The following is a 13091-nucleotide window of genomic DNA, read 5'->3' as shown; positions in this document are numbered from 1 at the left end:
CGGTCCGCCTTGACATCCACCACCGAACTACGAGCACAGGCACGGCGATGCGCCAGCAACCTCATTGCGGAACTCGGGAAAAACCCCGAAGTCCAAGCTCTCTACGTGCTGTCGTCGTCCGCTGATACAAGCGAGAACGTAACAGTCTTCGGGGAGGATTCCGACTTCGACCTCTCAGTCGTTCTCGACGTCCCACTCCGTTCGGACGAGTGGCGGCCGAAGCCCGAGCAGACCTATGACCTCCTCGCCGATCGGCTGCCGGCCTGGGTGCCCGAGTTCAGCTTCTATCTGCCCGTTCCATGGGGAAGGATGGAAGTAAACGTTCACCAGCTCGTCTACCAGTACGAAGCGGATGTCCGCACCGTGTGGAACAGCGACAAATGCGACGCCTATTCGAACAAGGGAGAACCGCTACTGGATCGCGCAGGGCGATTCGGCGACCTCATCGCGCTGAAGACACGGGAGCAGCAGCATCTCCAGCAGCAGGAGAGGCTTCATCTCCTGAACCGCATCACCTGGGACTCACGAGAAATCGCCCTCAAGCAAGCCCGCCGAGTGGGGCCGTCGTCCGGCCACGTCGTCTTGTCCATGGCGCTCGACGAAGTCATCGACTGGATATACATCACCTGCGGCAGGCTCGTCCCCAACCGCAAGTGGAAGCTTTTCCAGCTCCGGGAATTGGGGATGATCACAGAGGCGCAAGAGCAGCTCGTACTGCGGGTTCTGACGTGCGATCCGCACTCGATGGCTGACCTCGGACGCCGCATTGACGACCTGGAACAACTGTGCGCTTCCCTCGGGATCGTGCTGGATCAGCAGAACACGCAGTCGGTCCGTAAGACGTACCAGCTCAGCAAGCAGCTCCTCGGCGAGCGAGCGGCGACCTACCGGGACAGCCCGGCGCCTTCCCTGGTGCCCCACCCCAGCCCGGTGCACGCCTAGATAGGCTGCGGCATCCCCAACCAACGAGGAGGCGTAGCCGTGCCGCTGACGATCCATGACACGCTGACCAACACCAAGGAACCCTTCACCACGCGCACCCCGGGCGTCGTGGAGATGTTCGTCTGCGGACCCACGGTCTACGACCTCAGCCACGTAGGGCACGCCAAGACGTACACGCAGTTCGACCTCGTCGCCCGATACCTGCGGCACAGCGGATTCCGCGTGACCTACGCACAGAACATTACCGACGTCGACGACAAGATCATCCGCCGCGCCCAGGAACTCTCCGCCGACCCTCGTGAACTCGCCGAGAAATACGAACGCCGCTACCGCGAGGACATGGTCGCGCTGGGAAACAACAGCGTCGACATCCACGCCCGTGCCCACGACCACATCGACCAGATCATCGAGCAAGTCCAACAGCTCATCGAGCGGGGGCACGCCTACCGACTGGATGACGGCTGGTACTTCGACCTGGCGTCCTTCGCCGCATACGGAAAGCTCTCCGGCCGCACCGACATCCGGCCCGAGGACTCCCTTTCGCGCATCGACGAGCATTCGGGAAAGAGGAATCCCGGGGACTTCGCGCTGTGGAAGGCGCGGAAGCCTGGTGAACCGTTCTGGAACGGCGCTCTCGGTGAGGGCCGGCCCGGCTGGCACATCGAAGACACCGCCATCACCAACGCCCTCTTCGGTCCGCAGTACGACCTGCACGGTGGAGCGGTAGACCTCATCTTCCCCCACCACGAGGCAGAGATCGCTCAAATGGAATCCGCCTCCGGGAAAGCACCGCTGGCCCTCCATTGGATGCACACCGGCCTGCTGCGGGTCGCCGGCTCGAAGATGTCGAAGAGTTCCGGCAACTTCACCACGATCCGCGACGCCCTCGCTCAGACCGACTACCGCACCCTGCGGTACACATTCTTGAGCCAGCACTACCGCTCTTCAACCGACTACAACACCGAAGCGCTCCAGCAGGCCCAAGCCGCCCGGCGCCGGGTCGAGAACTTCGCCAGGACCATCACCACCACCGACACCGCGGAAACCGTCAGCACGGCGACGGAGGCGCGCACCGCGTTCTTCGCGCACCTGGACGACGACTTCGACACCCCCGGCGCGCTCGCCGCTCTCTTCGACTACATCCGCGCAACCAACAAAGCCACCGCGGCACCGGGGCCCGCCGCGGCCCAGCTCCTGGCCGACATCAACGACCTCTTCGACACCTTCCACCTCAGCACCGAACGAGGCACGGACGAGTCCGCGGCCATCGAAGCCGCCCTCCAGCAGCGTGAACTCCACCGCAAAAACAAGGACTTCACCGCTGCCGACCGCATCCGAGATGACCTGGCAGCCCAGGGCATCACCATCGAAGACACCCCGGAAGGAACCCGCTGGTGGCCGACACCGGAACAACAAACTGGCGCACAGCTGCCCCTCTCGTAGCCAAGGCAGGCATCGACGCCGAGCTGTGCACCGACCTCATACGCTACGCCAGCACCGCCGCGCACAGTCCCCGCACCTACCAGGGGGTCCTCGATGAGTCGCAGCGCAAGAGCGACTACACCGAGATCCCCGGCCCCCTGGAGGAACGGCTGTTCAGCCAGGTCGAACCCGTGATGGAACAGCACTTCGGCGTCCGCGTCCAGCGCATCCCCGCCCAGCAGTGCGTCGCCTACCGATACGGCGAGGGCGTCGGCTTCGTCGCCCACCACGACGAGGTCACCGACATCGAACGCGAACACGCACGCACCAACGGCCAGCCGGTCGTCGGCGGTGACATCACCGTGGTGACCTGGCTCAGCGGCCCCGACGAGTACCAAGGCGGAGCGCTGTTCTTCCAGGAACCGCCCATTGATCTCCGCCCTCCCCGAGGCTCGGTCGTCGCCTTCCCCGCAACCCGAGACCACGTCCACGGTGTCCGCCCCATCACCGCCGGCCTGCGCACGACAGTGATTCTCCGCGTCGCCGTGGCCGACGGAAGCCCGCCCCGCTAAGGAACACAGCGGCGACGACGACGCCGGAATGCACCCGCCCCCGCCAGCACCCCCGCGCCGCGGACAACACCGCGTCGTAAGCCCCGGCCGGCATCAGATCGGCCGGCTGAACTCGATACAGGAGGCCCCATGGACCAGCCCGTCCCCTGGCAGCAGCGCCTGAGCGAGGGCACCGCCCCGGTACAGGAAGAGATCATCGACCAGTACCGCGCCGTGCGGAACAGCCGCTCGTGGATCCCCACCATGATCTGGGGAACGCTCCAGACCCACGCGTACGCGAGCGTCATCCTCCGCCAGGTCGTCGACTTCCTCGGCACCCCCGACGACGTCGAGGCAGGCGTCGCCGCCCGGATGGAACGCCAGCAGGTGCTCTACGAGCCCGGACGCCACTTCGACGTCCTCCTCGGCGAGCAGGCCCTCTACACCAACATCGGCGGCCCGGCGGTGATGGCCGGCCAGATGGACCGCCTCCTGGACGACTTCGACCAGCCCACCCTGCGACTGGGCATCCTCCCCCGCACAGCGCAGATGCCGACCCTTCCGGTCAACGCCTTCAACCTCCACGACAACACCCGCGTTCACGTCGAACTCGTCTCCTCCGGCCTCGACATCACCAGCCCCGACGAGATCGCCCTGCACATCAAAGCACTCGATCTGCTCAACCAGGCGGCCGTCCACGGCAACGCAGCCCGCGCACTGATCGAGCAAGCCCGCACCCACTGGCGCCGCACCACCACCGTCCACACCACCTAAGAGCCGGCACCGACCGGCACCGGGACGAGAGCCCGAGTCCGCACAGGAGATCGACCAGGGCGTCCCTGGGCCGCCGGTGGTCGGCGACCCGGTCGGGAGCACGGCGCGCACACGCCGCCGCGCTGCAACGAACATGCGGAACACCAAGAGTGCCGACGGCACGGAAGGGAACATCGTGAAAGACTTCTTCGACGCAGTGGAGAGCCGTGAGCACGCCTGGCCCGCTGGCCGCGAGGATCTGCACTGGCATCTGCTGCCTCAGCCCTCGGTCAGCCAGGCTCTGACCGAGGGCTACCAGGCCGCGGCAAGTCTGCCGGGCATGGCCCCGGTCGCCCCGGAGTGGATCCACATCACCGTCCAGCATGGGGCGCCGATGGCCGCGTACCGCGAGGGAGAGGTCGAGGCGATCAAGACCGGTGTCGCCGAGCGGGCGCGAGCGATGCAGCCAGTCGAAGTGACGCTGGCCCGGCCCGCGTTCGGCACGGTAGCGCTGGAGTGCGGCGGACACCCGGGCGAACCGGCACGGCGGGTGTGGGAGATGGCCTGCGCCGTACACGAAGAAGTCACCGGCCACCGGTTCCCCCGGATCCCGGCGCTGTCCTACCCGCATGCATCTCTGGCCTACGGAACGAGCCAGGCACCCCTGCTCAACCGCGCCCAGGCGAAGGTCGTGCTGTCGGACTTGCCGGGCGACCCGGTCGCGTTGAGGCTGGACACCCTTACCCTGGTGGCACAGTCACACGACCGTCGGTACATCACGTGGCGGGAGCTGGCCAGCGTGAAACTGGGAGGCGCATGATTCCCCTGAGCAGGCACGCGTATGCGTTAGAGCTGGGCTACCTCCTTCCGTCGAGCGCACCACCGCGGTGGAAGCCCTCCCTGCTCTACGCCGGCAAGATCCTGGCCAAACACATGAAGTCAGGCGGCTCGCAGAGCGATCTGGCGACACTCGCACTGGTGATCTTCACGATGGCCGGTGAGCAGGGCACCGAACCGCAGCACCTCGCGCTGCCGGAGATCAGGGCCGCACTCCAAGCAGGCACCGACGCCGAGCACTCCGCGCTGCGCAGCAGGATCGGGGACCAGGCCGAGCAGGCTTCCGATGAACGGGGCGCGCGGTCCACGGGTCTGCGCAGGCTGGTCCGCGAGCTGTCCGCCATCCCCGGTGAGGATTCGATTGCCCACGAGTATGGCGATTTCAGGTGGAGTCCTCCGGAGCTGCACAAGGCGATGGACAGGCTGGTGCCGGTGCTTGACCGCCTGTCCGCCCGCCGCGTCGCCCGGCTTCCCGATCCACCGGCTCCCGTGGGCCCCGTGCGGATCGAAGCCGACAAGGTCAGCTTGATCGGAGAATTCAGTTCCCTCTTCGGGCCGTCCAGCCCTCGCTGCGAGCGCTGCGGACTCGACGCGGACCCGGAAGAGGCTCGACGGATACGAGTCGTGGCCGTTGACGGGGAGGATGTCTGGCTGGAGTGCCCGGCCGGGCACGTCAGCTTCGTGGACACCCCTACGGCCAGGCAGGTGCGCAGCGCGCTGGCGCTCCAGCGGCGCGACCCGGCCGCCGCGCGTTCCGAGGGTCGCCTCCAGATCGACGGCGAGCTGTGCATCGACAGCGTCCACCGGATCCACTGGCCGCCTGACGAGGATCGGCGCCGCCCGCTGTCCCGTCTGACCGCCCGGATCGGCGCCGGCGGATCGAGGGGCTTGTGGCGGTGGCCCATCGGTAAGAAGTCCGAGCGCGACAGCACGTCGGAGGCAGCGCGGTAAACGGTGATCCGGCCCGGGATGACGCCTGGTACGCCCTGGAGCTGGGCTACCTCCTGCCCTCGGAGGCACCCTGGCGATGGAGGCCATCCCTGCTCTACGCAAGGCTCTGGCCGCACACGTCAAGACGGGCAGCGGCCACAGCAGCGACCTCACGTCCCTCGCACTGGTGATCTCCACGCCGGCGGGCGAGCAGGACACGGAGCCGCAGCTGGTGTCGCTGCAGGACATCCGGTCAGCGTGGGCCGACACCGGCTGAGTGTCCAATCCTTCGTAGACGTCAACGGCAACATAAGTGCAGGTCAGCGGGAGTTCTTACCCGGACACCTTTAGGCGAACTGCTTAGACACTTTCACGCGAGTCAGCAGGTGGCTCTGTACGCGAGAACCGGCTCTGGCTCACTTCTTGTGGTCGAATACGCAGCGTGACGCCGTCATGGCCAACTCCGGGTAGTCGGTGGCAGGTTCGACCGCCCGCGACCAAGCGCCAGCGATCTTGTGGTAGCCAAGGGGGTCAGAGGAAGCAGATGTGGAGGTGCGCGTGAACGGAGACTTAGGGCCGTTTATGATCGCTACTGTAGGCGTCGCAGGAACGCTCGCTTCTGCGTTGTTCACCCAGCGAAGCGCCGCACAATCGAAGGCGATGGAACTTGAGCATGCAGAACGGGAGAATCGACGGGCTGAGCGGCTGGAGGAAGAACGATCCGTCCAGGAAGCGCGGAGAGCCTGCTATGTGTCTCTCAATCAATTTGCGCGCCGGTTTCATTCAGTAATGTTCATCTATCACCGAGCGAATGAACAAGTGGGTCCTTCCGAGACCCAACTTTCCGATCTGGAAGAGGCTCGTGTCGCCTACCAGGGGATCTACGCGGAAGCACAGATGATCGTGCCTGGCTCCGTTATGAGCGAGGCGCACGCCACGAACGCCTCTCTCATGGGGCTATATGAACTCCTCAAAGGTGTCGAGCGCCCTACTCATGATTCCGAGACAGCCCACGCTGACCCTGAAACCCAGTTGCGCGACGCGAGTCGCCATCTCTCCCTTCTTCGCAAGAGTCTAAGGGTGAACCTCGGTCTCGAAGAGTTCTAAACATCAAGACAGCAGGACTCGTTTCCGTAGGAGGTCGAAGCCTGCGCGGCCGAACATCTGCCGCTTGAGCATCTTGATCCGGTTGATATGGCCTTCGACGACACCGGAGTTCCAGTGGTGGGAGAGGCCGGCGATGACGGCGTCGAGGTCGCGTTCGAGGTGCTGGGCAAACCGGCTGAGGCTGGGAAGCTCAGAGGTGGCTCGGGCCGATTCGATCCATTCCGGCAGCAGGTCGCCTTGTAACTCGGTGACCATGCGGCCGAAGGAGCGCACGTGCTTGGCAAGTGTCGCCAGCTCGGTGCAGTTGGCCAGCACGGCCTTGAGCTGGAGTCGGTCGCGCTCGGGCAGGGCGTCGGGGTGCGTGAGGATCCAGCGGGTGACGGCGCGGGCCGACGGCGGCCGGGGCCCGACAGGCTGGGGCTTTCTGCGAAGGGTCCGGCTGATGTAGTTGCGGACGTTGCCGTAGCCGTCGGGGTAGCCCTGTTCTTTGATCTCCTCCCACAGTTTCCAGGCGTTGGTGCATCCTTCCTGCCAGCGCTGGTCGAGGTAGGGCTTGTAGGCGTCGAGTTTGGTCACGCGACTTTGCCACTGGCCGGTGAACATCTCCTCCGGGTCGGCGGCGCGGGAGTAGCGCAGGATGGTGTTGAGAGTCATGCCGAGTTGCCGGGCAACGGATCGCTTGCTGTGCCCCGCGGCCAGCAGTGCATGGATGGTGGCGTGCTTGGCACGGGTGCGTTCGGCGAACCGGTGTCCTGTTGGCCAGGGCCGCGGCTCGGGCGGCTCGGCTGCTGCCTGTTCCTCGGCGTCTGTCGGCGGGGCCGGCCGGAGGCAGTCACGGTGCCGGTAGACGCATTTCTCGGCGGCCTCACTGAGGTTGTGCCAGATGTGCCAGCGGTCGGCGACCTGGAGGGCCTGCGGTGCTCCACGGGTGGCGCCGTCGGCGAAGAAGGGAGCGCGGTCGCGGCAGACGATCTCGATGCCGGGCCGCTGGGCGAGCCAGGCCGCGAGTGTGTCCGCCTCCCGGTCCGGCAGGAGGTCGATCGGGCGACGTGTTTCGACGTCGACGAGCACGGTTCCGTAGATTCGGCCCTTGCGCTGGGCGTATTCGTCCACGCCGACCACGCGGGGCGTTGCGGTGGGAGGATCCGGCAGCGAGGCGATCAGCCGGAGCAGGGTGTTGCGGCTGACTGGCGCGTCGAAGACCTTCGTCATCCGGGCGCCGGCCCGGCCCGCGAGCGCGAGGCCGACGGATACCAACGTCGATCGCAGCCGCTCGGTCCGCCTGCTGAACCGGCGTGTGAGACCTGGCACCTGCTCGACGAAGGTCCTGCGCAGGCAGGATTGCTCAGCGCAGATGAATCGGCGGACTCGCAGTGACACCATGACGGACTTGCCGGCCGCGGGTAGATCATGAGGAAACCGCAGATAGGAGCCGTGTATTCGGCTCGACCAGCATCCACATCCTGGGCAGGCCGCCTGCCTTGCGGTGGTACGGGCCCTGACTCGGACCGCCGAATCAGCCACCTCGACCGATACTACGGACACATCGTCGAGCGAGGAGAACAGCAGCTCATCCAGTTGCGGCAGTACTTCGTTCACGGCGAAGGACTGTCGACCACACCGCGTTGCAGCCGGGCGATTTTCGGGCGACCTCAACCGTCATCGCACGATGATCAACAGTCACTCTGCGTACGCGATCACATGAAGTGGACCAGAGCCCGAGAACCAGCAGCAGTTCGTCGTCAGTTCGGAGTCAGTAGGACTGGATGGCCGAGCTGAATGTTCACGAGAATGGACAGCACTGGGGAGCGCCGATCTCAATCTCTCGATCAGTCCAAGTCGGCTGAGGCCAGGGCGACCGCGAGCGTGATGTGGGAAACAGCGGCCAGGCAGAGCTCGGCCGTCGTACTCGGGTCCGTGGAGGTGCGTGCCTCCTGTAGTGCCAGCAGACCGGTCATCGCCGCGGCGCCGGCCGCCTCGTCGAGGATCTCGTCCACGGCGAGCTCGCCACCGGCCGCCAGCTCGCGCACCAAGGCGGCTGCCTCCTCTGGATCGCTCCGCCAGCAGGCGGCGACCTCGGTGGCAGCACTCACCAGATCCATCGCCGCGGCCTGCTCCACCGTCGGCAGCGGCACACGGCCGGGAGGGTCGGGCTGCTCGACGAACTCCCGGGCCTGCGCGACGGCGCATCGTGCCGCGTATGTCCGCTGGGCCTGCGCCCGCTCCGACGCCGCCACGGCCGGCCACCGGGCGTCGTCCTCGGCGCGGGCCCGGTCCAGCAGATCGGCAGCGGTGAGACTGACCTGGATACACGGCACGACATTCACCTCGACAGCTTCCTGACCGGGCGAGGCGGCGGCGATGGGGCGGTACACGGCGCCAGCCGCCTCGGCGCAGGCTCCGACCAACGTGGTCAGGGCGGCGATCAGTCGCGCGTGGCGGCGACGACGTGCGGGTAGGTCCAAGCGGTCCGATGTAGTGGTCACCCCCGCAGCGTGCCGCGCCTCGACTCTCGGTGCTGCCCGTTCTCGTGAACAACCACCGAACCGGTCACCACGTGCCTCCCGAAGTCATGTGTCCTGTCTCAACGAAGTTAGTCCTCCACCCTTGCGGTGACCTGCGTGGACTGGATTGGGTGAGACGCGAGGACTTGATTCGTTGAGACAGATCTCAGGGGTCAGGGAGAATGGCTGAGTGCCGTGTTCCGTCTCCGAGGATCTGGTCCACGTCTTAGGCGGTCTGGTCCGATTCGCTTGTGGTTTCGGGTGATCTGGTCGGTCGTCGTGCATGAAGCGCCCGGGTGCCGGGCCAGTCCCACGCCCCCTGGCATGAGTGCCGGAGGGTTGGGCAGCCAGGTGAGGCGTGGGCATGGGGTGGGGGAGGGTGTGTCGGCCGTAGTCCACCGGTCGTTCATTTCGCGCCTGCCTCGGCCGATCTCCGGATGCCCCGGAGAAAGAAGCTCACACCCAGCACGACCGCCACGATCGCCGGCGGCACGAGCTGCCAGGGAACGCCGAGCCACACTGCGGGTAGCCCCACGCCGAAGGTGGCTGCCAGGTTGGTAAAGAACAGCCTCTTGCCGGACCTGCTCCAGGTGAAGGGGCCGGGGCGGCGCGGCGCGACGAGGCGTGCCGCGCCCAGGACGAGACCGGGCACCGCGAGCAGGCCAAGGCCCGCGCCTCCGGCGGCGATCATCTGGGGCTCGTCGCGCGGCTCGTCGGAGGTCTTCTGCCGGATCCTGCCCTTGGTGAGTGCGACGATGTCGCCGCGCCAGACGGTGCCGACGGCTTTGTCGCCCTCCTGGAGCGTGTCCAGGAGCGGTCCGGGGTCGCCGAAGTCCAGCTTGCCGTGGAACCGCTTGCTGTCCACGGTCGCCCGGTACTCGCTGCCCTTGCCTCCGCGGACCACCGTGTCCACGATGTTGAGGTCGATTTCCCGCAGGCAGTCCTCCCGCCACGCATCTGGCGTCGCGTTGGCCGGGCAGCGTTCGGCTGCGCGGTACTCCTCGTATCGCGCGACGTTGGCGGGCAGCCAGTCGGTGAACGCGAGGACGCAGCCCGCCGCCAGGGCCCCGGACACCGCGATCATCAGCAGCCCCAGGACGCGCCTCGCTCCGGCCCGGAAGGCCGTCACTTCTCGCCGACCGGTCATCTCGCACTCCACCCTTCGCGGGCCGGCGCCCCGGCCTGTCGGCTTATCCTCCGCTGTCGGGAACCTGCCTCGTCATGGGGGGTGCTGGCAGGTCAGCGCGGTGCATCCCTGCCGGATGCAGGCAATCAGCCGGTGTGTACTCGGCTCTCCTCGATCGCCCGCAGGTCCAACGACCCGGTTCGCCGGAAATCGACTCGATTGAGTGAGAAAGGACATCATGACGAACTGGCTTCACAACTCGTGAACAAATCCAATGGGGCAGAACCGCGCATTACTGCGCTCGGTGTCCCCTGACAGTGAAGCCAGCCGCGCCCCGTCCGTTGACCTGCAGCGACTAGCTTGATTGGCAAGAGATCTTATGACGCCGCATCTGTCCGCTCTCTTTCTACTTGCTGACGTTGGATATCGACCCTTCGGCTCAAATCGACAATTGACATTTCAAGCACATCGAGCAACTGCCGCATACACCAGGTGGTTCGGAGTGTACCCTCTTGGTCTTCGGCCAGAACGGGCCATTTCCCAAGAGCGCCTTCGTCAAGGCTCGTCCGGCACTTAACGGCCACCTTGGCCAAAACTCCAACTTCTTCCTGGTCGGCTTTGCTTGGAACGCTCGTCTGGAGCATCCGCTCCACGCGCTCGAATGTTCTTATTGCGCGTCGCCTGTCGGCATCTTCTTTCTGTCCGAGGTCTGGATGCTGCTGGTTAACGCGATCCTTCACCGCTAGAACATCTTGAACGGTAGGACGTGCCTCTGCCTCCTCGGCGCGTTGTGCGTGCTCATCCTGTGACAGCCCCAAGAGGTAGATGACCTTTAGGAGTTCGCCAAAGCTTTCACCGATTGTTGTGTCCCGCATCTCTCTCAATTCCATCTCTACTGCCCGCAGCCGATGGTCGGCTTGGTGCTGTCGGGCAAGCTGCAGGTCAAGAGCGGCGGTAGAGCGCAGATCTTCCAGGCTGGTTAGGGTGATATTCCGGCCAGATGCCATCTGGAGAGCACCGGACTGGAAACCGGCCTCTGACATCAATAGGCCGCGATCAGCACCCAGGTCTTCGCAGATGGCGGAGAGAGCGGCGACTTTCTCCTTGTCTACCCGACTACGCCAGAGCTTGCACTCCACCACCCAGAGAACCTCCACCCCAGCAACAGTGCGGCGGGCAGACACATCGACCTCGTGGGTTACTCCCCGGGAAGAGGCGATCTGGTCCTCGACCTGGACGGCAAATCCCAGTTCACTCAGCAACTGGGCAGCGTCGTATTGATACCGCTTCCAAGGCTGCATCCCCGCCACTGACTCTCATCCCCCCTCAGACTCGTCTGCGGACCTCGGCTGCGAGTCCCGACAAAGCATGCATGGCGCTGAGCCATCCTGCCTTGACCTTATCGCCGATCGTCGGCCAGCTAAGACGAACGATTCAAGTGAGGGCAGTTATCCCCGCTTTGGCTCGCGGCTGGATTCGCCGTCAAACGCCTCGGTTGGATGACAAAGGACACTCGGGGAGGAACGGAGAGGGGAGGATCCGTCAGTGTGGATACCCGGCGGGGTGGCCGGAGCCGCCCGCGGTCGACGCTCCCACGGGCTTGGTCAACGGTACGGCCGTCCCACGAGGTGGATCGCTAGGGTTCCGGTGTGATCCTCCCGGACAGCAGCACGCAAACGGAACGCCGAACGGCCCCCGGCACCGGTCGGGGCAGGCGGGTTTGATGCACGGTGCAGCGTGGGAGGACGCGCACGACCTGGTCGTCCGCTGCCTGCGCGATGCCAAGGCCCTGTACCAGGACGGCGAATGGAGCGTCACAGACGCGGAGCGGGCCGCGGCCCGCGCGACCGGCTTGACCGGCCCCGAGCTGCCTGCCTTCGACTACCCAGCCGTCCCCACCCGCGACGTGGGTGATCCACTCGCCCGGCCGGCCTGGCTCCAGCAGGCCGCCCATGCCGTGCAGGTGGCCAGCGCGCTGCGCGCCGCCGCTGCACCACTCCCGCAGACGGGCCCGCTGCCGATGCTCCTCGCCGCTGTCGCCGACCTGTGCGACCAGCTTCGCCCCGATACCGAACGCCTCGAAGCGCAATGGGCCGCCGACGATCCCGGGGCCGAGTGGGAGGCGTGGGACCTGTCCCACGTCCCGAACAGCCTGTGGAGCCAGACCATCGCCACGATAAACGTGATCAGCCGCCTGAGTCGTTTCCTCGGCTCGATGCTCCTCGCCGACTGATCACTGTCAGGGGCGCTTCTTCGCGGCGTCCTGCCTGTCCAACTCCTCCCACACCTGCCGTGTAGCGAGGGCCAGTGCCGCCTGGTCGGTGCCGTCCACGCGCTTCGAGTGCACCTCGGGCGACAGGAACTCTTCTCCGTCAATCCGGCCGGCGTGCAAGCTCACCCACTTGGAGAGCAGACTGCTGGTGACACCGATCCACCGCTGGTCACCGGGAATCTCGATGCGCTCCTGTCTCGGGCCGAACCACCGCGAAGTGGCAGTCTTCTCCCACTGCATGACCTCGATAATGGTCTTCGCCACGTCCGTCGCTAGCAGCCCCTTGATCTCGGCCATGATCTCCCATTCCCCAATCTGGTGACCTCCGCCAACCCTAGGTTGGCCGGGGAGCATAAAGCAGCCCATCGCACGGAAACCTCCCGCGCCGCGCGTTGGGCACCTGCGTCGGGCTGATGTACGTTCGCCGTCGACATCCACCGCGCATTCGAGGACCAGCTATGACCGAGGACTCAGCCAGAGCAGCCGAACGGCTGGACATGCCGATCGATCCGACCCGCCCGCACCAGGCCCGTGTGTGGGACTTCTGGGTGGGAGGCAAGGATCACTACGCCGCCGACCGGGAGATGGCCGCCCAGGTCATGGAGGTCTTCCCCGGCATCGTCGACGTGGCCCGGCAATCCCGCGTA

Annotated in this window: 15 protein-coding genes; 10 read left to right on the top strand and 5 right to left on the bottom strand. The window is 65.9% G+C overall.

Annotated elements, in window-relative coordinates; genetic code table 11:
* Positions 1-9 precede the first annotated feature (9 nt).
* From H5J30_RS01555 to H5J30_RS01520, 8 genes are all read left to right on the top strand, one after another.
* Positions 10-942: a hypothetical protein gene (locus H5J30_RS01555; RefSeq protein ID WP_181785319.1), complete on the top strand. Its 933-nt coding sequence runs from the start codon at positions 10-12 to the stop codon at positions 940-942.
* Positions 943-981: 39 nt separating this feature from the next.
* Positions 982-2385 carry a cysteine--tRNA ligase gene (gene cysS, locus H5J30_RS01550; RefSeq protein ID WP_220188426.1) on the top strand — a complete coding sequence of 468 codons (1404 nt, stop codon included), beginning with the start codon at positions 982-984 and terminating at the stop codon, positions 2383-2385.
* On the top strand, positions 2337-2936 hold the full coding sequence (locus tag H5J30_RS37335; RefSeq protein WP_181785318.1) for a 2OG-Fe(II) oxygenase: 600 nt from the start codon (positions 2337-2339) through the stop codon (positions 2934-2936). The genes cysS and H5J30_RS37335 overlap by 49 nt, the downstream gene beginning before the upstream one ends.
* Positions 2937-3065: 129 nt before the next feature.
* Complete coding sequence (locus H5J30_RS01540; protein WP_181785317.1) at positions 3066-3689, top strand: DUF5753 domain-containing protein; 624 nt, start codon at positions 3066-3068, stop codon at positions 3687-3689.
* Between the two features lie 133 nt (positions 3690-3822).
* Entirely contained in the window at positions 3823-4488 is a 666-nt protein-coding gene (locus tag H5J30_RS01535; RefSeq protein WP_181785316.1) for a 2'-5' RNA ligase family protein, read from the top strand.
* On the top strand, positions 4485-5456 hold the full coding sequence (locus tag H5J30_RS01530) for a hypothetical protein (RefSeq protein ID WP_181785315.1): 972 nt from the start codon (positions 4485-4487) through the stop codon (positions 5454-5456). The genes H5J30_RS01535 and H5J30_RS01530 overlap by 4 nt, the downstream gene beginning before the upstream one ends.
* A 76-nt stretch (positions 5457-5532) precedes the next feature.
* Entirely contained in the window at positions 5533-5712 is a 180-nt protein-coding gene (locus H5J30_RS01525) for a hypothetical protein (protein ID WP_181785314.1), read from the top strand.
* Between the two features lie 269 nt (positions 5713-5981).
* Entirely contained in the window at positions 5982-6542 is a 561-nt protein-coding gene (locus H5J30_RS01520; RefSeq protein ID WP_181785313.1) for a hypothetical protein, read from the top strand.
* Between the two features lie 3 nt (positions 6543-6545).
* On the opposite strand, the gene H5J30_RS01515 is transcribed toward H5J30_RS01520, so the two are convergent.
* From H5J30_RS01515 to H5J30_RS01500, 4 genes are all read right to left on the bottom strand, one after another.
* The gene (locus H5J30_RS01515; RefSeq protein WP_181785312.1) at positions 6546-8141 is read right to left on the bottom strand and encodes an ISL3 family transposase; all 1596 of its coding nucleotides are present in this window, start codon (positions 8139-8141) and stop codon (positions 6546-6548) included.
* A 230-nt stretch (positions 8142-8371) separates the two neighbouring features.
* Complete coding sequence (locus tag H5J30_RS01510; protein WP_181785311.1) at positions 8372-9028, bottom strand: hypothetical protein; 657 nt, start codon at positions 9026-9028, stop codon at positions 8372-8374.
* 424 nt (positions 9029-9452) lie between these two features.
* Positions 9453-10193: a hypothetical protein gene (locus H5J30_RS01505; RefSeq protein WP_181785310.1), complete on the bottom strand. Its 741-nt coding sequence runs from the start codon at positions 10191-10193 to the stop codon at positions 9453-9455.
* Positions 10194-10549: 356 nt separating this feature from the next.
* Positions 10550-11473 carry a restriction endonuclease gene (locus H5J30_RS01500; protein WP_258563008.1) on the bottom strand — a complete coding sequence of 308 codons (924 nt, stop codon included), beginning with the start codon at positions 11471-11473 and terminating at the stop codon, positions 10550-10552.
* Positions 11474-11895: 422 nt separating this feature from the next.
* Here H5J30_RS01500 and H5J30_RS01495 point away from each other — a divergent pair, with 422 nt between their 5' ends.
* On the top strand, positions 11896-12405 hold the full coding sequence (locus tag H5J30_RS01495; protein WP_181785308.1) for a hypothetical protein: 510 nt from the start codon (positions 11896-11898) through the stop codon (positions 12403-12405).
* A 6-nt stretch (positions 12406-12411) separates the two neighbouring features.
* Here the strand turns inward: H5J30_RS01495 and H5J30_RS01490 are convergent, their stop codons facing one another.
* On the bottom strand, positions 12412-12741 hold the full coding sequence (locus tag H5J30_RS01490; protein WP_181785307.1) for a hypothetical protein: 330 nt from the start codon (positions 12739-12741) through the stop codon (positions 12412-12414).
* Positions 12742-12902: 161 nt separating this feature from the next.
* On the opposite strand from H5J30_RS01490, the gene H5J30_RS01485 reads away from it, so the two are divergent.
* On the top strand, positions 12903-13091 hold a 189-nt coding region (locus H5J30_RS01485; protein WP_220188425.1), incomplete at its 3' end, for an SAM-dependent methyltransferase.

Origin of the sequence: Streptomyces phytophilus (assembly GCF_013870535.1) — a bacterium.
GTDB lineage: Bacteria > Actinomycetota > Actinomycetes > Streptomycetales > Streptomycetaceae > Streptomyces > Streptomyces phytophilus.
This window is presented reverse-complemented; position numbering and strand designations above follow the sequence as displayed.